The following is a 16,529-nucleotide window of genomic DNA, read 5'->3' on the forward strand; positions in this document are numbered from 1 at the left end:
CCTCCGGCGGCGGTCTCGGGTGGATCCATCATCCCGCGGGCGGAGGGCCCCGGGCGACCGGGGCCTCAGGCCACCTGGGCCGCGTCGTCCAGCCCGTCGGGGCCGCCGCCGCCCTGCCGCCGGGCGTCCTGCCAGCGCGCCCACATCTCCTTCAGGTCCCACGCGTCCTCCGCCTGGATGGAGACGCCGCGCTCGCCCGTGCGCCGGGTGCGCCCCCGGATGACGAGCAGCCGCGTGCCGAAGAGCATGGGCCCGGCCTTCTGCTGCGCCTCGTCGAAGAAGGTGGAGTCGGAGCAGCCCGTGCCGTCGTCGAGGCTGATGAAGACCACGCGCTTGCCGCTGCGCATGGGCGGCGTCTGCGTGGCGATGCGGATCCCCGCGACCACCACCTCGGAGCCGCTGCGCACCTCGAGCAGCTGGCTCGCCGGGATGACCCCGAGCTCGTCGAGCATGGGCCGGTAGCTCTCGAGCACGTGCTCGGTGACCTCCATCTGCAGGATGTCGAGCTCGGCGGCGACGCGCGCGCGGCCGTCGGGGTCGGGCGAGCCGCGCGGGATGAGGTCGCGGTCGTCGACGAAGAGCGGCAGCTGCCCGGCCGGATCCGCGGGCCGGGCCGCGCGCGCCGTGAGCCGCCGCACGTACGCCATGACGTCGCCGCGGGACGCGGCCCCGCGCGCCGCCCGGTCGTCCTCGTTCGTGGCGAGCGGGTCGAGCGCGCCCACGGCGGCCAGCCGCTCGAGCAGCGCGCGCGACGGCTGCGCCTTCGCGTAGAAGTCGCTGATGGAGTCGTAGGGCTGCCCCCGCTCGATGCGCTCCAGCTCCGCCTCGCTCATGCCGTGCACGTCCTGCAGCGACAGCCGGATCCCGAGCTCGCCGATGCGCGTGCGCCCGGTCGTCTCCCCGCCCTCGACGCGCTCGACGCGGTAGACGCCCCGCGACCGGTTCACGTCGAGCGGCAGCACGGGCACGCCCATCCGACGGGCCTCGGTGAGCAGCAGGCGCTTGGGGTACATGCCGGGGTCGTGCGTGAGGATCCCCGCGAGGAACTCCGCCGGGTAGTGCGTCTTCAGCCACGCGCTCTGCCAGGTGGGCAGCGCGAACGCGGCGCCGTGCGCCTTGCAGAACCCGAACGAGCCGAAGCCCTTCAGCGCCTTCCAGATGCGCTCGACGTCGGCGTCCGAGAAGGGGCGCCGGCCCGTGCGCCCGTCCACGTGCATGGCGGTGCGCTCCCGGAACGCCTGCTCGACCACCGTGTCCATCCGCTCCATGTTGCGGCGCAGCTCGTCGGCCTCCGCGAGGGAGACCTGCATGCAGTCGGCGAAGATCCGGATGACCTGCTCGTGGTAGATGACGACGCCGAACGTGGGCGCGAGGAACGGCGCGAACCGCGGGTGCAGGTAGTCGGGCCGGGTGATGCCGTGCTTCGTGTCGAGGAACGGCGCGACCATGTTGCCCTTCATGGGGCCCGGCCGGAACAGCGAGATGTCGGCGATGAGGTCCTCGTAGACGTCCGGCTGCATCTTGCCGATGAGCTCGCGCTGCCCGGGCGACTCGATCTGGAACATGCCGAGCGTGTGCGTGGTGCGGATGGCGGCGAAGGTCTCCTCGTCGTCGTGGGGGATCTCGTCGAGCTCGATGCGCCCGTCGCGGTGCACGTAGCGCGCGTCGACCGGGATGCCGCCCGCGACCGCCGAGCGCGCGCCGTGGATGCGGTGGATCTCGTCCAGCGCGTACGCCATGGTGCTCTGCATCCGCACCCCGAGGATGTCGAGCTTCAGGAGCCCCATGTCGTCGATGTCGTCCTTGTCGAACTGGCTCATCGGCAGGCCCATGCCGCTCGGTTGCACGGGGCTCGTGCTGAGCAGGTCGGAGTCGCCGAGGATCACGCCGCACGGGTGCATGGAGATGTGCCGGGGGAGCCGGTCGAGCCGCTCGGTGAGGTCGACCAGCAGGTCGATGCTCGGGTCGTCGCGCACGAGGTCGGCGATGGGCTTGAGCTCGGGCTTCGTCTCGAGCACCGCCCGGAACTCGCGCGCGTTGAAGCGCCAGATGTTCTTGGCGATGAAGTCGATCTGCTGCTCGTCGAGGTCGAGCGCGAGCCCCGCGTCGCGCGCGGCGCCGCGGGCCCGGTAGGTGTTCTGCATCGACAGCAGGGTGACCCGGTTGCTGCCGTACTTCTCGAACACGCGGTGGTAGACCTCGTGCCGCCTGGCCGACTCCACGTCGATGTCGATGTCGGGCAGCGTCGAGCGGACCTTGCCGAGGAAGCGCTCGAAGAGCAGGTCGTGCTCCAGCGGGTCGACGTTGGAGATGCGCAGCAGGTAGTTGACGAGGCTGCCCGCGCCGGATCCGCGGGCCTGGTTGCGCACCCCCATGTCGCGCATGAGCGCGCAGACGTCGGCGACCGTGAGGAAGTAGGTGGCGAAGCCGAAGCCCGTGATGGTCGTGAGCTCGGTGCGCATGCGCGCGAGCACGCGCTGCCGCATCGCCTCGTCGACGTGCCCGAACCGCTCGGTGGCCCCGGCCTCGGCCTTCCGCCAGAGCGCCTCGTCCGGGTCTCCCGTGACGCCGATGACGGACTTCTCCGGCAGCTTCGGCTTCCTCCAGGCGAGGTCGGCGTCCGGATCCAGCCGGCAGCGGTCGGCGAGCTCCTCGGTGGCGCGCAGCAGCGCCTCGCCCGCCCGGCGGTCGAGCGACGACGCGCCCGCGATCTCCCGCGCGATCCCCTGCATCTCGGTAGGGGTCTTCAGCCACGCCTGCCCGTTGGGCTGCGGGCGGAAGGACCCGAGCGGCCGGAGCGTGCCGGCCGCGTCGAGCACGTCGCCCGTGAGCGCGTCGTCGGGCTCGAGGTAGCGGACGGCGTTGGTGAGCACCGCGGGGACGCGGTGGGCGTCGGCGAGCTCGAGCATGCGGGCGGCGTGGCGGAGGCTCGCGGACTCGCCGGGCTCTGTGAAGTGGCAGACCACCTCGACGACCACCGCGCCGGGCAGCAGCCGCGCCCACTCGGCCAGGTGGCGGGATGCGAGCGCGTGGTCGCCCGCCGCGACGGCGCGGCCGACGTCCGAGTCGGGCCCGAGCATGACCGTGCCCACCGGACCGTCCTCGCCGAGGAGGAACGCGGGCGGCCGGGTGCGCGCGATGCCGGCCTGCGCGCTCCGGGCGGTGCTCCTCGCCGTGCCGCGCCCGTGGCTCGCGCTGATGAGCCGGCTGAGCGCCGCCCAGCCCTGGCCGCGCGTGCCGCCGTGCGCGAGCACCGTGATCCGGCCCGGGTGCTCGCCCGTGAGCCCGAGCTCCGCGCCGACCACGGGGGAGACGCCGGCGGCGAGGGAGCGGCGGATGTGGCGGACCGCGCCGTACAGCCCGTCGCGGTCGGTGATCGCCGCGGCCGGCGCGCCCTCGGACGCGACCCGGTCGACGAGCGCCTCGGGCGCCGAGGTGCCGAAGTGGGCGGAGAAGGCGGACGCGACGTGCAGGTGGGTGAAGCTCACGCGCGCCTCCCTCGATGTCCGCCCGCGTCCTCCCCGGGCGCGATGTTCGAACGGATGTTCGACTCGCCCAGTGTAGGTCGGCTGCCCGGCAGCCGCGACCCGTAGTCTCGGAGGATGACCAGCGAACCCTCCACCCTCGTCATCCTCGGCGCCAGCGGCGACCTCACGGAACGCCTCCTCCTGCCGGGTCTCGGCAGCCTCGTGGCGAGCGATCGGGGGCGGCGGATCCAGCTCATCGGCACCGGCCGGAGCGAGCGCACGGCGTCGGAGTGGACGAAGACGGTCAAGACCGCGTTCGACTCGGTGGACGCCACGGGACGCCGGGCGGCGGGCATCGTCTCGTCCACGAAGTACATCCAGGCCGACCCCACCGACCTCGACGACCTGAAGCGGATCCTCGCCGCGTGCGAGGGCGCGCCCGCGCTCTACTTCGCGCTGCCGCCGGCCATCTCCATCCAGGTCTGCGAGCAGCTGGCGAAGCTCGACCTGCCGGAGGGCACCACGCTCGCGCTCGAGAAGCCGTTCGGGTCGAACAGCCGGAGCGCGGCGCAGCTCAACCGCCAGCTGCAGAAGCTCGTGCCGGAGGACCGCATCCACCGCACCGACCACTTCCTCGGCCTCTCCACGGTGCTCAACCTCGTGTCGCTGCGCTTCGCCAACCGCTTCTTCGAGTCGGTGTGGAGCGCGAGGGACATCGAGGAGGTCGAGATCGTCTACGACGAGACGCTCGCGCTCGAGGGCCGCGCGGCCTACTACGACAAGTCGGGCGCGCTGGTCGACATGATCCAGAGCCACCTGCTGCAGGTGCTCGCGGTCTTCGCGATGGAGCCGCCCGCGAGCATCGACCCGGACGACCTGCGCTCGAACATCGCCGCGGTCCTCCGCGCCACCGAGGTGTGGGACAACGACCCCGTCACGTACAGCCGTCGCGCCCGCTACACGGGCGCCACGGTCGACGGCACCCGCATCCCCGCGTACGCCAAGGAGGACGGGGTGGATCCGGCCAACGAGACGGAGACGCTCGCGGAGGTCACCTTCGGCGTCGCCAACGCGCGCTGGGCGGGCGTGCCGTTCCGGCTGCGCTCGGGCAAGGCCCTCAAGGAGGCGTCCAAGCGCATCGTCGTCACCTTCAAGCCCGTGGCGCACCTGCCGCGGGGCCTCCACGGATCCGCGCGGCCGGACCGGCTCGTCATCGACCTCAAGCCCGACGGCATCTCGCTCGAGGTCACCATGGACGGCACGGGCGAGCCCTTCACCCTCACGCAGTCCACGTTCCGCGCGGAGTTCGCCGAGCCCGAGCTCACGCCGTACGGCGAGGTGCTCGACGGCATCCTCGCGGGCGACCCGCGCCTCTCGGTCCGCGGCGACGTGGCCGAGCGCTGCTGGCGCATCGTCGCGCCCGTCATGCGCGCCTGGAAGGGCGACCGCGTGCCCATGGCCGAGTACCGCGCCGGATCCGCGGGGCCGACCGCCTGGCGCTGACCGCCCGGTGCTCCCGCCGCGCATGGCGGGCCCGCATGACGGCTCCCTGGGCGTCGTCGCCTCCCGGCGGCGGCGCCCTCGCCGCGTCCTAGCGTGAGGGCATGCCCGTGACCCTCACCGAGATCCCCCTGCCCGCGGCCTCGCCGGATGCGTCGCCCGGGCTGCACGGCGTGCTGGCGGTGCCCCAGGGCGAGGGCCCGTGGCCCGCGGTCGTGGTGGTGCACGAGGCCTTCGGCGTCACCGACGTCATGCGCCGCCAGGCCGAGCGCCTCGCCGAGGCCGGCTTCCTGGCGCTCATGCCGGACCTCTTCTCCGCCGGCGGCGCGCGCCGCTGCCTGGTCGCGACCTTCCGCACGCTCGCGGCGGGGGAGGGCCGGGCGTTCGTCGACGTCGAGTCCGCTCGCCGCGCGCTCCTCGCCCGCGCCGACTGCACGGGCCGCGTCGGCGTCATCGGCTTCTGCATGGGCGGCGGGTTCGCCCTCGCGGCGGCCTCCCGCGGCTTCGACGCATCGAGCGTGAACTACGGGATGCTCCCGGAGGACCTCGACGGGGTGCTCGACGGCGCGTGCCCGATCGTCGCGAGCTACGGCGGCCGCGACCGGCAGCTCGCGGGATCCGCCGACCGTCTCGAGGCCGCGCTCGTGGCACGTGGCATCGACCACGACGTGCGGGAGTACGCCGCCGCCGGGCACTCCTTCCTCAACGACGCCGAGATGGGTCCCCGGCCGCTCCGCCCGGTGCTGCGCGCGGTGGGGATGGGACCGGAGCCCGCGTCCGCGGCGGACGCCTGGCGCCGGATCGACGCGTTCCTCGACGCCCACCTGCGCGGCGAGGAGCGCACGGGGGCATAGCGCATCGGGCCCGCGCGCCGAGAGGACTCTCCACCGGCCTCGGCTAGCCTGTGGAGGATCCGGGTGCCCGCGCCCGGCCCTCCCCGCCCGGCGACGAGAGATCCACCCATGCAGCACGCCCCCCAGAGGACCCGCGCCGACCGGGCCCGCGTCCGCGGCATCGCCCGTCATGGCCGCCTGCGCACCCCGAGCGCGGGACGCACCGTGATGAGGGGCATCGGCATGGTCGCCGCGGTCTCGTTCGCCGCCGCCGCGTCCCTGCTGACCATCGTCTTCGTGGACCTCTCCCGCACCGTCGCCGACAACACCGTCGACATCTCGGGCGGCCAGACGCTCCCGCCCTCGCTCGGCGGCATCGACGGCGGCGCGAACATCCTCATCGTCGGGAGCGACAGCCGCGCCGGCCAGGGTGACGGCTACGGCGCGGCGAAGGACGTGGGCACGGCCACCCTCAACGACGTCACGATGCTGCTGCACATCAGCGAGGACAGCAGCCGCGCGACGGTCATCTCCTTCCCGCGCGACATGCTCGTGCCCATCCCGGAGTGCGAGGGGCCCGACGGCACGAAGTACGCCGCCAGCTCCCGCGCCCAGCTCAACGAGTCGTTGTCGCGCGGCGGCTTCGAGTGCACCGTGCGGATGATCGAGGGCCTCACCGGTCTCGACATCCCGTACGGCGGAGTCGTGCAGTTCAACGGCGTGGTCGAGATGTCGAACGCGGTCGGCGGCGTCGAGGTCTGCGTGGCCAACGGCATCTACGACCCGAAGACCGACCTCTCGCTGGATCCCGGCATCCACCCGCTCCAGGGCAAGGAGGCCGTGCAGTTCCTCCGCACCCGCTACGGCGTGGGCGACGGCAGCGACATCTCGCGCATCGGCAACCAGCAGGTGTTCCTGAGCGCGCTCGTGCGCACCATCAAGAGCTCCGACACCCTGACGAACCCCGCCAAGCTCTACGGCATCGCGCGCGCCGTGGTCGACAACATGCAGCTGTCCACCTCGCTCGCCGACCTCGACACGCTCGTTTCGGTGGCGCTCACCTTCAAGGACATCCCGCTCGACGACGTCGTGTTCCTGCAGTACCCGGGCACGGTCCTCGCCAACGGGCGCGTCCAGCCGGACGAGGCGGCGGCGGCGCAGCTCGTGAGCCTGCTCGCCTCCGACGCCGACTTCTCGCTCGGCGAGGCGGCGGCCTCCGACGAGTCCGGCAGCGTGCCGGCGGAGGGCGCCACCACGCCGCCGGCCACGACCGCCCCGCCGACCGACGGGTCGACCCCGACGACGCCGCCCACCGCGACGGCCGAGGTGCTCGACCCGAGCATCACCGGCCAGACCGCGGCGCAGAGCACCTGCTCCAACGGCCAGGGCTGACCGGGCACGCCGGTTCGCGCGGCGACCGTCAGCGTCAGGCCGGGCCGGGCGCGGGCCGGACTCCGGGCAGGCGCGCCTCGAGGAACGCCCGCACGACGGGGTTGGGGTCGGCCGCGCGCGTCGCGACGTGGACCGTCGAGGTCGCGTGCGCGTCCAGGAGCGGGAGGACGCGCACCGTGTCCGGCGCGCCGACGGTCGCGCTCCGCGGGGCGATCGTCACGCCGAGCCCGGCCCCCACGAGGTGGATGATCATGGTCCAGGTCGACCCCTCCTGGACCACCCGCACCAGTCGGCCGCGCTCGGTGACGGGCTCGAGGTTCCGCCGGTAGGCGTCGTCGCTCGCACGCCGGGGCGGGAACACGAACGGCTCGTCGGCGAGGAGCGCCGCGTCCACCGCGGGCAGGGCGGCCAGCGGATGCGCGACCGGCACCACGGCCGCGAACGGCTCGGTGAGGAGCTCCACGAGGTCGACGCCGTCGGTCGGATCCGGGTCCCGCACGAGCGCGACGTCGAGCTCGCCCCGCTCCAGCGACTCCATCAGGTCGGCCGTGAGGCCCTCGCGCACCCGCACCTCGACATCCGGGTGGTGCGCGCGGAACCGCCGGATGCTCTCCACGGGTCCGGTCCGCTCCGCGGGGATCGCGACGGTCGAGTGCACCATGCCGATCTCGAGCCGCCCGGCGTCCCCGCGGGCGATGCGCGCCACCTCGTCGAGCCCGGCCTCTGCCTGCCGCAGCAGCGCCCGTCCGCGCTCCCGCAGCGCCGCGCCCGCCGGAGTGACGGCGACGCTCCGGGAGGTGCGGACGAGCAGCGTCACGCCGAGCCGGCGCTCGAGGCGCTGCACCTGCTGGGACAGCACCGGCTGCGCGATGCCGAGCTGCTCGGCGGCCCGGCCGAAGTGCCGCTCGTCGGCGACGGCGAGGAAGGAGCGGACGAGGCGGAGGTCGAGATCCATTCACGAAAGCTATCGGAGCGGTGTCTTTCATATTGGACGCGGCTGGCGGCGGCGGGGAAGCTGGATCCATGACCACGCACGCCGAGAGCCCGTCCCCGTCCCCGTCCGCCGCGATCGAGATCTCGCCGCTCGGTGGCGACGCCGACGCCCACGCCTTCCGCGCCCTCAACGAGGCATGGATCACGACGCTGTTCGCGCTCGAGCCCGACGACGAGCGCGTGCTGGCGGACCCCCGCGGCCAGATCGTCGACCGCGGCGGCGCGGTGCTCCTCGCCCGCGATGGGGACCGCGTCGTCGGCTGCGTGGCCCTGATCCCCGAGGGCGACGGCATGTGGGAGCTCGCCAAGATGGCGGTCGACGAGTCCGTCCGCGGGCGGGGGACCGGGCGGAGGCTGCTCCTGGCCGCGCTCGACGAGGCACGACGACGGGGAGCGGGCGCCGTCGTGCTCGGCAGCAGCGTCGACCTGCCGGCGGCCGTCCACCTCTACGAGAGCGTCGGGTTCCGGCACGTGCGGCCCGAGGAGGTCGGGCACATGCCCTACGCGCGGGCCAGCGTGTTCATGCGCCACGACCTCGGCGGGACGCCCGGGGCCTAGCGATCCCGGAGCCGTGCCTCAGCGCTCGGCGGGCGCCTCGACGATCCGCGGATCCGGGAAGGCCGTCTCGACCGCGGGCGCGTCGGTGCCGCGGGCGCGCATCCACACGAAGAAGCCCGTGAGCGTGAAGGCGCCGTAGAAGACGTACATGAAGGCGGAGGCGTAGTAGCCGGCGCTCACGAGGAGCGGGACGCCGACGAGGTCGACGGCGACCCAGACCGGCCAGAACTCGACCCAGCCCTTGGCCATGCCGTAGGTGGCGAGGAGCGAGCCGACGAAGATCCAGGCGTCGGCCCACACGGGCTCGTAGGAGCCGAGCGCGCGGAAGACGGGCGTCAGGATCGCGGTGCCGCCGACGAGCGCGACCACGAGCAGGATCCGCTCGCGACCGGACGCCCACTGCGGCACGACGGGCGCGCCTCCGTGCCTGGCCTGCTGCCAGCGGTACCAGCCGTAGACCGACACGGCGATGAACATGACCTGGCGGCCGGCCTGGCCGAGGAGGTTGACGGGGTTCGGCGTGCCGAAGACCGCGCCGAGGAAGACGGTGAAGAGGAGCACGTTGCCGACGATGCCGACGGGCCACGCCCACACCTTGCGACGCATGCCGCCGAGCGCGCTGGCGAGGCCGAAGAGGTTGCCGACGATCTCGCGCCAGAGGATGGCCTGGTCGCCGATGCGGAGCTGCGCGTCGAACAGCCACTCGAGTGCCGCCATGCGGGATCCCTCCGTGCGCCGCGACCCGGATGGCCAGCGAGCGGGACGCCGTGCGCGGCGCCGATGGGGTGAAGGCGCGGGCGTCCCCTGCTATTCCCCGCAGCCCGTGCGGACCGGGTGGACGGGGCGGGCGGGATCAGGCGAACAGGCGCACGTCGAGCTCCTCGTCCGACGCGGTGACGAGCGACCAGCGGCCGCGCGCGTCGACGCTCAGGTCGAACGAGCCGTCGACCCGGCGCGCGCCCGTGGTGAGCGGCACGGCCTCGACGCGCCACATCGACAGCTCCAGCAGGTGGGCGCTCGCGCCGCGGGGCGCGCGGCCCGTGCGCTGCCACCAGTCGACCCGCGCGATCCACCGCTCGGGCGAGCTCACCACCCCGTAGACCACGCCCCGCCAGGTGAACCGCAGCGGCGATCCGTCGCCCGAGAGCTCGACCTCCACGTCCTCGTCGATCCGCATGGTGCCGCTCCTCTCGCCTTCGCGCCGGCCGCGCTCCCGCGTTCGAACGGATGTTCGAACGTCTGATCCGAGTGTAGGAACGCCCGCCGACATCCACGAGGGGAGCGGGCGGATCCACCTCACCCTCGACCGGAGCCTGAGGGTCCGGTCCGGATCGCGCGCATCGGGCATGGATCCGCCACCCGCCGCGTTGGCCCCGGTGTCCCGAGGGCGGCAGACGCCCCCTCGTCATCGACACCCGAGGAGGGTCCACATGACCGACACCACCACCCGCCCCGCCGGGGCCTCCGGCACCTTCGCCATCGGCGGCGACCTGCCCGTCGTCCGGCTCGGCTACGGCACCATGCAGCTGACCGGCGAGGGCGTCTGGGGCGCCCCCGAGGACCCGCACGAGGCCGTCCGCGTCATCCGCCGCGCCGCAGAGCTCGGCGTCACGTTCTTCGACACCGCCGACTCCTACGGACCGTTCGTGGCCGAGGAGCTCCTCAAGGAGGCGCTCCACCCGTACGCCGACGACGTCGTCATCGCGACCAAGGGCGGGCTCACGCGCCCCGGCCCCGGCGACTGGCAGCCCGTCGGCCGTCCCGAGTACCTGCGCCAGCAGGCCGAGCTGAGCCTGCGCCACCTGGGCCTCGAGCGCATCGACCTGTACCAGCTGCACCGCATCGACCCTGCCGTGCCGCTCGCCGACCAGATCGGCGTGCTCAAGGACCTGCAGTCCGAGGGCAAGATCCGCCACATCGGGCTCTCCGAGGTGCAGGTCGACGACGTGAAGGCCGCCCGCGAGATCGCCGAGATCGTCTCCGTGCAGAACCTCTTCAACCTCGCCAAGCGCGACGCCGAGCCGCTGCTCGACTACGCCGAGGCCGAGGGCCTCGCCTTCATCCCGTGGTTCCCGCTCGCGACCGGCGAGCTCGCGAAGGACGGCGGCCCGCTCGACGCCCTCGCGAAGCAGCACGACGCGCGCGCCTCGCAGCTCGCGCTCGCCTGGCTCCTGCGCCGCTCGCCCGTCATGCTGCCGATCCCCGGCACCAAGTCGGTCGGCCACGTCGAGGACAACATCGCCGCGGCGGGCATCGAGCTCACCGACGACGAGTTCCAGGCGCTCACCGACGCCGTCTGATCCACCGCACGACGACGAAGGGCCCCGCGGCGGATCGCGGGGCCCTTCGTCGTGCCGGTCGGCGTCCGGGTCAGGTGCCGATCCGCGTGCCCGAGTCGTCGGCGAGGCCGAGGTCGTCGAGCTGGGCGAGCAGGCTCGCCCCGTCCGGCGCGTAGACCCACGGGATCGAGCTGTCGAGCGCGCGCTTCTCCGCCTTCGCCCGTCCGCCCGCGAGCACGGCCTCGCCCGCCGAGAGCTGCCGGATGAGGACGACCTCGACGTTGTCGGGGTGCCGCTCGGCGAACTCGCCGTAGAGCAGCTCGTCGTGCTGGCCGTCGTCGCCCGCGAGGATCCACTTGACGTGCGGGAACTCGGCCGCGAGGCGCTGCAGGTTGTTCCGCTTGTGCTCAATGCCGCTGCGGAACCACCGGTCGACGGTGGGGCCCCAGTCGGTGAGGAGGATCGGTCCCGGCGGGTAGAGGTTCCGGGACAGGAACCGGGTGAGCGTCGGCGCGACGTTCCACGCCCCCGTGGAGAGGTAGAGGACGGGTGCGCCCTCGTGCTGCAGGCGGAGGCGCTCGTAGAGCACGGCCATGCCGGGGGTGGGCGTGCGCGCGTGCTCGTCGAGCACGAACGTGTTCCACGCGGCGAGGAACGGCCGGGGGAGCGCGGTGACCATGACGGTGTCGTCGATGTCGCTGAGGATCCCGGTGCGCACGTCGTCGCCCACGATGAAGACGGGCGCCTCGACGGTCTCGGATCCCTGGGCCCGGATGCGGATGGTGTGCCAGCCGCTCGGCAGGCTCGCCTCGACGACCTGGTCGACGACGCCGCCGCGGTCCGCCCGCACGTGGTGCTCGGTCCCGTCGATCTCGACGACGACGTCGACGTCGGTGAGCGGGACGCTGGTGAAGCTGCGCCAGCCGCGGACGACCTTGTCGCCGGCCAGCGCGCGCTTGCTCTTCGGGTCGGTGAGGAGGACACGGCAGAGGACACGGACCCAGCGCACGGATCCGTAGCCGGCGTAGGGGATGACGGTGGGCTTCAGCCCGCGCTTGCGGGCACGGCCCTCGCGGATCTCGTGGATGCGGTCCTCGATGCGCGCCGCCCGGTGCAGCACGGGTGCGGCGGCCGGTGACTCGAGGAGCGTGCGGGTCGCGTGCTTCTTCTTCTTCGAGGAGGGGGCCACGGGCACAGTCAACCAGACGCGGGGGAGGCGGCCGGTCGTCACACAGGCCGGGCGAGCTCCGCGGTGTCGGGCGCGCCCCGGTCGATGCCGGGTCCGACCTCGTCCATCGCCAGCTGCTCGATCACGTCCTCCGCCTGGGAGGCGACGGCCCGGAGCAGGTCGGGCGAGCCCTCGGCCGTGGGGTCGAGCCACGCCTCGACCACGTCGGGGGAGAGCACGACGGGCATGCGCTCCGCGAGCGCCTCCACGGTGCCGGCCGACGGCCGCGTGAGGACGGCGCAGGTCAGCACCCAGCGGGCCGGGTCGTCGGCGGCGCGCGCCGGATCCCGCCACCACCCGTACAGCGCCGCGAGCAGCACGATGCCGTCGCCCGCGCCGACGAGGTAGGGGGTGCGCAGGCCGTCGTCGGTCTCGTGGTGCTCGTAGTAGCCGGACACCGGGATCGCCGCGCGCCGGGACACGAGCGCCTGCAGGAGCTCCGGGCGTGAGCCGAGCTGCTCGGCGGGGACCTCGGCCAGCGACGGGGCCTGGTCCGGGCCGGGCGATCCCGCGGGGACGAGGCCCCACCTGGCGGACTCGAGGCGGCGTACGGGCACCTGCTCCTCCGTGTCGCCCTCCGCGCGGCGGGGCAGCGTGTCGACCAGGACCGCCAGGCGCTGGCCCGGCTCGATGCGCCAGGACGGCGCGGGCACGGCCTCGCCCGCGTGATCCACGTCGAGGAGCCCGACCAGGTCGTCGGCGGTCGAGGACCTGGCGAGGATGCGCGTCATGCCCTCCATCCTGGCCGACCCGCCCGCCGTCGACCGTCACGCGCGCGGCATCCGTGGGCTATCCGCGCAGGCACCATTTGTTACGAAGTGGCGACAGCGGACCGCTCGGTGCGGTCGCCGCGCCGCCGGCGTGGTTCGCTGGAGGACCTGGCAAGTGTCGATTCGTAGCGCATACGAGGAATGAGCCACCATGATCGAGTTCCACCACGTCCGCAAGCAGTACCCGGACGGCACGCTCGCGATCGAGGACTTCAGCCTCGTCGTCCCCTCGCAGACCACGACGGTCCTCGTCGGATCCTCGGGCTGCGGCAAGACGACCCTCATGCGCATGATCAACCGGATGGTCGAGCCCACCTCGGGCCGCATCGAGATCGACGGCACCGACATCGCCACCCAGGACGCCGTGAGGCTCCGCCGCAGCATCGGCTACGTGATGCAGAACTCCGGCCTCCTCCCGCACCGCAAGGTCGTCGACAACATCGCGACCGTGCCGCGCCTCACCGGCGTGGACAAGCGCACGGCCCGCGAGGGCGCGCTGAAGCTCATGGACACCGTGGGCCTCGACCGCTCGATGGCGGACCGCTACCCGTCGCAGCTCTCCGGCGGGCAGCAGCAGCGCGTCGGCGTCGCCCGCGGCCTCGCGGTGGACCCGAACATCCTGCTCATGGACGAGCCCTTCGGCGCCGTCGACCCCCTCGTGCGCGACGACCTCCAGCAGGAGCTCATCCGCCTGCGCACCCAGCTCGACAAGACCGTCGTCTTCGTGACGCACGACATCGACGAGGCGTTCCTGCTCGGCGACCAGGTCGTGATCCTCGAGAAGGGCGGCCGCATCGCCCAGCAGGGCACGCCGCAGGAGATCCTGTCGAACCCGGCGAACGACTTCGTCCGCGACTTCGTGGGCGCCGACAAGGGCAAGCGCGCGCTGCACGTCGAGGACACCGGCACGGGACAGGTGCTCGTCGACCGAGACGGCCGGCTCGTGGGCGTGCTCGACGACGAGGGCCGCGCCGCCGCCCGATCCGCATCCGCTCCGACCGAGGCGGGGGCCGCGCACGCCCCCGGTGCTCCGGCGCAGGGTGCGGGACCCGCGTGAACTGGGTCATCGCCAACATCCAGACGGTGCTCGACCTGGCCGTCGCGCACATCGCGCTGGCCGCGCCGCCCATCGTCATCGGGCTGCTCCTGTCCCTCCCGCTGGGCTGGCTCGCCAACCGCTACACGCGTGCCCGTGGCCTCCTGCTCACGGCGGGCGGGCTGCTCTACACGATCCCGTCCATCGCGCTGATCCTCGTGGTGCCCGGGCTCATCGGCACGTCGCTGCTGGACCCCCGCAACATCGTCATCGCGCTGACCGTCTACGCCGTGGCGCTCATGGTCCGCATCACCACGGACGCGCTCGCCTCGGTGCCGGGGGACGTGAAGCAGTCGGCCACCGCCATGGGCTACGCTGGCTGGGCACGGTTCTGGCGCGTGGAGCTCCCGCTGGCCGGGCCCGTGCTGCTGGCGGGCCTGCGCGTGGTCTCCGTGAGCACGGTGAGCATGGTGACGGTCGGTTCGCTCATCGGCGTGCAGAGCCTGGGCACCATGATCCTCAGCGGCTACCGCAGGTCCTTCTTCACCGAGATCTTCACCGGCGTAGTCGGCATCCTCGTCATCGCCCTGGTGTTCGACCTGATCCTCGTGCTCCTCGGCCGCGCCCTCATGCCCTGGTCGCGCTCGACGTCATCCCGTGCGCGTCGACGCAGCTCCACGGCGGCGTCCCCGATCGCCGTGACCGGAGGCCTGTCGTGAACCTGTTCGCGGAGGCGTTCGCCCTCATCTTCGACGCGAGCCGCTGGAGCGGGTCGACCGGGACGGGCGTCCGGCTGGTGGAGCACATCTCCTATACGTTCCTCGCCATCTTCCTGGCCGCGCTCGTCGCGGTCCCCGCCGGGCTCTACATCGGCCACACCGGGCGCGGTCGCACCATCGCGGTCTCCCTCTCGGGCGGGTTCCGTGCCCTCCCCACGCTCGGGGTCCTCGTGATCTTCGGGCTGGTGTTCGGCATCGGTCTCACCGGCCCGATGATCACCTTCGCGATCCTCGGCATCCCGCCGCTGCTCGCCGGCGTCTACGCCGGACTCCAGGCCGTCGACCGCGCGACCGTCGACGCCGCTCGCGCCGTCGGCATGACGGAGTGGCAGATCCTCGGGAAGGTCGAGATCCCGCTCGCCCTGCCGCTCATCATCAGCGGCTTCCGGGCCGCCACCCTCCAGGTCATCAGCACCGTGACGCTGGGCGCCTACCTCGGACTCGGCGGCCTCGGGCCCGACATCTTCACCGGCCTCACCACGCGCAACTACCCGCTCATGGTGTCCGCCTCCATCCTCGTCACCGTCCTCGCGCTGGTCGTGGACGGCGTGCTCGCGATCGTCCAGCGCCTCGTCGTCCCCCGGGGCGTCGTCGCCGCGGCGGGCCGCCCCTCCGACTCCGTCCGTGCCTCGTCGAGGCCGGCGGTCAGCACCACCTCCTGAAAGGAACACAGCAATGTCCCTCAGCATCTCCCGCCGGGTCCTCCTCGGCACCGTCGCGGTCGGCACCGCGATGGCCCTCGCCGGCTGCGCGTCCGGCGACCCCACCGACCCCACCGGCGGCCAGTCGGCCTCGGCCGCCCCCACCGACACCATCTCCGTCGGTTCGGCCGCGTTCGGCGAGAACGTCATCCTCGCCGAGGTCTACGCGCAGGCCCTCGAGGCCAACGACGTGAAGGTCACGCGCAACCTGCAGATCGGCGAGCGCGAGGTCTACCTCAAGGCGCTCGAGGAGGGGTCCATCGACCTCATCCCCGAGTACACGGGCAACCTGCTCGCCGCGTACGACGCCGACTCGACCGCCACCTCCAGCGACGACGTGTACGCCGCTCTCGGCGACGCGCTGCCGGACGGCTTCGAGGTGCTCGACGAGTCGCCCGCCGAGGACAAGGACTCGTACAACGTCACGAAGGAGTACTCGGAGACCAACGGCGTCACGAGCCTCTCCGACCTCAAGGGCAAGACGGTCCGCGTCGGCGGCGGCGCGGTGCTGGGCGAGCGCGAGTACGGGATCCCCGGCCTCACGGGCACGTACGGCGTCGACGCGAGCCTCGTCACCATCGAGGACCAGGGCGGCCCCAACACCGTCAAGGCGCTGCTCGACGGCCAGGTCGACATGGCGAACATCTACTCGACCACGCCGTCGATCCTCGACAACGGGTTCGTCACGCTCGAGGACCCCGAGAACCTCATCAAGGCGCAGAACGTCGTGCCGCTCGTGAACACCGCGAAGATGAACCCGGACGTCACGGCGATCCTCGACAAGGTGTCGGCCGCGCTGACCACCGAGGACCTCACCGAGATGAACCGCCGCAACCAGGGCGACGAGAAGGCCGAGCCGAAGGCGATCGCCGCCGACTGGCTCAAGGAGAAGGCCCTCTTCTAGAGGCGCCGATCGGGCGGGGACGCCCGGCACCCGCGAGGGGTCGACGCGCGAGCGCCGGCCCCTCGCGCCGTCGATGCCCGTGCGCACGA

General features: G+C 73.0%; 15 protein-coding genes. 9 read left to right on the plus strand and 6 right to left on the minus strand.

Translation table 11 applies throughout. From position 1 onward, the window contains the following. Positions 1-65 precede the first annotated feature (65 nt). Positions 66-3,488 carry a DNA polymerase III subunit alpha gene (locus tag K0V08_RS03335; RefSeq protein WP_079533003.1) on the minus strand — a complete coding sequence of 1,141 codons (3,423 nt, stop codon included), beginning with the start codon at positions 3,486-3,488 and terminating at the stop codon, positions 66-68. Between the two features lie 114 nt (positions 3,489-3,602). Between K0V08_RS03335 and K0V08_RS03340 the strand changes: the two genes are divergently transcribed. The 3 genes from K0V08_RS03340 (at position 3,603) to K0V08_RS03350 (ending at position 7,192) form a co-directional block, all read left to right on the plus strand. After that, complete coding sequence (locus K0V08_RS03340) at positions 3,603-4,970, plus strand: glucose-6-phosphate dehydrogenase (RefSeq protein ID WP_012038206.1); 1,368 nt, start codon at positions 3,603-3,605, stop codon at positions 4,968-4,970. Between the two features lie 101 nt (positions 4,971-5,071). Beyond that, positions 5,072-5,821: a dienelactone hydrolase family protein gene (locus K0V08_RS03345; RefSeq protein ID WP_079533005.1), complete on the plus strand. Its 750-nt coding sequence runs from the start codon at positions 5,072-5,074 to the stop codon at positions 5,819-5,821. Positions 5,822-5,929: 108 nt separating this feature from the next. Then, the gene (locus K0V08_RS03350) at positions 5,930-7,192 is read left to right on the plus strand and encodes an LCP family protein (protein ID WP_043560780.1); all 1,263 of its coding nucleotides are present in this window, start codon (positions 5,930-5,932) and stop codon (positions 7,190-7,192) included. A gap of 34 nt (positions 7,193-7,226) precedes the next feature. Here the strand turns inward: K0V08_RS03350 and K0V08_RS03355 are convergent, their stop codons facing one another. Then, positions 7,227-8,147, minus strand: a complete 921-nt coding sequence (locus K0V08_RS03355) for a LysR family transcriptional regulator (protein ID WP_079533006.1) — start codon at positions 8,145-8,147, stop codon at positions 7,227-7,229. A gap of 68 nt (positions 8,148-8,215) precedes the next feature. Between K0V08_RS03355 and K0V08_RS03360 the strand changes: the two genes are divergently transcribed. Then, positions 8,216-8,743: a GNAT family N-acetyltransferase gene (locus K0V08_RS03360; protein WP_012038210.1), complete on the plus strand. Its 528-nt coding sequence runs from the start codon at positions 8,216-8,218 to the stop codon at positions 8,741-8,743. 18 nt (positions 8,744-8,761) lie between these two features. Here the strand turns inward: K0V08_RS03360 and pnuC are convergent, their stop codons facing one another. Both pnuC and K0V08_RS03370 read right to left on the minus strand, forming a co-directional pair. Continuing rightward, positions 8,762-9,460: a nicotinamide riboside transporter PnuC gene (pnuC, locus tag K0V08_RS03365; protein ID WP_079533009.1), complete on the minus strand. Its 699-nt coding sequence runs from the start codon at positions 9,458-9,460 to the stop codon at positions 8,762-8,764. Positions 9,461-9,596: 136 nt separating this feature from the next. After that, positions 9,597-9,920 (minus strand): DUF6504 family protein, encoded by a 324-nt coding sequence (locus tag K0V08_RS03370; RefSeq protein WP_012038212.1) that lies wholly within the window; start codon positions 9,918-9,920, stop codon positions 9,597-9,599. Positions 9,921-10,173: 253 nt separating this feature from the next. On the opposite strand from K0V08_RS03370, the gene K0V08_RS03375 reads away from it, so the two are divergent. Beyond that, entirely contained in the window at positions 10,174-11,043 is an 870-nt protein-coding gene (locus tag K0V08_RS03375) for an aldo/keto reductase (protein WP_012038213.1), read from the plus strand. Between the two features lie 70 nt (positions 11,044-11,113). Here the strand turns inward: K0V08_RS03375 and K0V08_RS03380 are convergent, their stop codons facing one another. Together K0V08_RS03380 and K0V08_RS03385 are read right to left on the minus strand one after the other, a co-directional pair. After that, positions 11,114-12,211 carry an App1 family protein gene (locus K0V08_RS03380; RefSeq protein WP_231689052.1) on the minus strand — a complete coding sequence of 366 codons (1,098 nt, stop codon included), beginning with the start codon at positions 12,209-12,211 and terminating at the stop codon, positions 11,114-11,116. Between the two features lie 38 nt (positions 12,212-12,249). Further along, the gene (locus K0V08_RS03385) at positions 12,250-12,981 is read right to left on the minus strand and encodes an SOS response-associated peptidase (protein ID WP_012038215.1); all 732 of its coding nucleotides are present in this window, start codon (positions 12,979-12,981) and stop codon (positions 12,250-12,252) included. Between the two features lie 190 nt (positions 12,982-13,171). Between K0V08_RS03385 and K0V08_RS03390 the strand changes: the two genes are divergently transcribed. Genes K0V08_RS03390 through K0V08_RS03405 form a run of 4 tightly spaced genes read left to right on the plus strand, consistent with a single transcriptional unit; the run spans position 13,172 to position 16,440 of the window. Then, positions 13,172-14,077, plus strand: coding sequence for an ABC transporter ATP-binding protein (locus K0V08_RS03390; RefSeq protein WP_012038216.1), 906 nt, complete (start codon positions 13,172-13,174; stop codon positions 14,075-14,077). Next, positions 14,074-14,775 (plus strand): ABC transporter permease, encoded by a 702-nt coding sequence (locus K0V08_RS03395; protein ID WP_012038217.1) that lies wholly within the window; start codon positions 14,074-14,076, stop codon positions 14,773-14,775. Before K0V08_RS03390 ends, K0V08_RS03395 begins: the two co-directional genes overlap by 4 nt. Next, positions 14,772-15,497 (plus strand): ABC transporter permease, encoded by a 726-nt coding sequence (locus tag K0V08_RS03400; RefSeq protein WP_079533011.1) that lies wholly within the window; start codon positions 14,772-14,774, stop codon positions 15,495-15,497. The genes K0V08_RS03395 and K0V08_RS03400 overlap by 4 nt, the downstream gene beginning before the upstream one ends. Before the next feature lie 13 nt (positions 15,498-15,510). Continuing rightward, the gene (locus tag K0V08_RS03405) at positions 15,511-16,440 is read left to right on the plus strand and encodes an ABC transporter substrate-binding protein (RefSeq protein WP_079533014.1); all 930 of its coding nucleotides are present in this window, start codon (positions 15,511-15,513) and stop codon (positions 16,438-16,440) included. The last annotated feature ends 89 nt before the right edge of the window (positions 16,441-16,529 follow it).

This window comes from Clavibacter michiganensis (genome assembly GCF_021216655.1).
GTDB classification, from domain to species: Bacteria; Actinomycetota; Actinomycetes; order Actinomycetales; family Microbacteriaceae; genus Clavibacter; species Clavibacter michiganensis.

Bases quoted from the DNA above. Each gene is read 5' to 3' on its own strand.
- K0V08_RS03340 (WP_012038206.1), top strand. From the start codon at position 3,603: ATGACCAGCGAACCCTCCACCCTCGTCATCCTCGGCGCCAGCGGCGAC.
- K0V08_RS03345 (WP_079533005.1), top strand. From the start codon at position 5,072: ATGCCCGTGACCCTCACCGAGATCCCCCTGCCCGCGGCCTCGCCGGAT.
- K0V08_RS03350 (WP_043560780.1), top strand. From the start codon at position 5,930: ATGCAGCACGCCCCCCAGAGGACCCGCGCCGACCGGGCCCGCGTCCGC.
- K0V08_RS03355 (WP_079533006.1), bottom strand. From the start codon at position 8,147: ATGGATCTCGACCTCCGCCTCGTCCGCTCCTTCCTCGCCGTCGCCGAC.
- K0V08_RS03360 (WP_012038210.1), top strand. From the start codon at position 8,216: ATGACCACGCACGCCGAGAGCCCGTCCCCGTCCCCGTCCGCCGCGATC.
- pnuC (WP_079533009.1), bottom strand. From the start codon at position 9,460: ATGGCGGCACTCGAGTGGCTGTTCGACGCGCAGCTCCGCATCGGCGAC.
- K0V08_RS03370 (WP_012038212.1), bottom strand. From the start codon at position 9,920: ATGCGGATCGACGAGGACGTGGAGGTCGAGCTCTCGGGCGACGGATCG.
- K0V08_RS03375 (WP_012038213.1), top strand. From the start codon at position 10,174: ATGACCGACACCACCACCCGCCCCGCCGGGGCCTCCGGCACCTTCGCC.
- K0V08_RS03385 (WP_012038215.1), bottom strand. From the start codon at position 12,981: ATGACGCGCATCCTCGCCAGGTCCTCGACCGCCGACGACCTGGTCGGG.
- K0V08_RS03390 (WP_012038216.1), top strand. From the start codon at position 13,172: ATGATCGAGTTCCACCACGTCCGCAAGCAGTACCCGGACGGCACGCTC.
- K0V08_RS03405 (WP_079533014.1), top strand. From the start codon at position 15,511: ATGTCCCTCAGCATCTCCCGCCGGGTCCTCCTCGGCACCGTCGCGGTC.